Consider the following 269-nt stretch of genomic DNA (forward strand, 5'->3'; position numbering starts at 1 on the left):
AACTAGATAACAACTAACACATTTAAGTTTTACCGGAAAGTTTGTAAAAGCTTTTGAGTAAACTTGAGTAGTCAAGAATTCAATTCGACGTAAAATCCTTATAACTAGGTAATTTTGCGAAAGAAGCACATGCTTATTTCGCAAAATTTAGGTTAAGTTAGAAAGGGCGCACGGTGGATGCCTTGGCACTAGGAGCCGAAGAAGGACGTGACGAACAACGATATGCCTCGGGGAGCTGTAAGTAAGCTTTGATCCGGGGATTTCCGAAT

The 269-nt window shown here is 40.1% G+C and carries 1 rRNA gene; it reads left to right on the forward strand.

Annotation, left to right across the window (positions count from 1 at the left end):
* Positions 1–150: 150 nt before the first annotated feature.
* Positions 151–269, forward strand: a 23S ribosomal RNA gene (locus DS745_RS09015); the annotation flags it as partial.

The organism is Anaerobacillus alkaliphilus (genome assembly GCF_004116265.1).
GTDB lineage: Bacteria > Bacillota > Bacilli > Bacillales > Anaerobacillaceae > Anaerobacillus > Anaerobacillus alkaliphilus.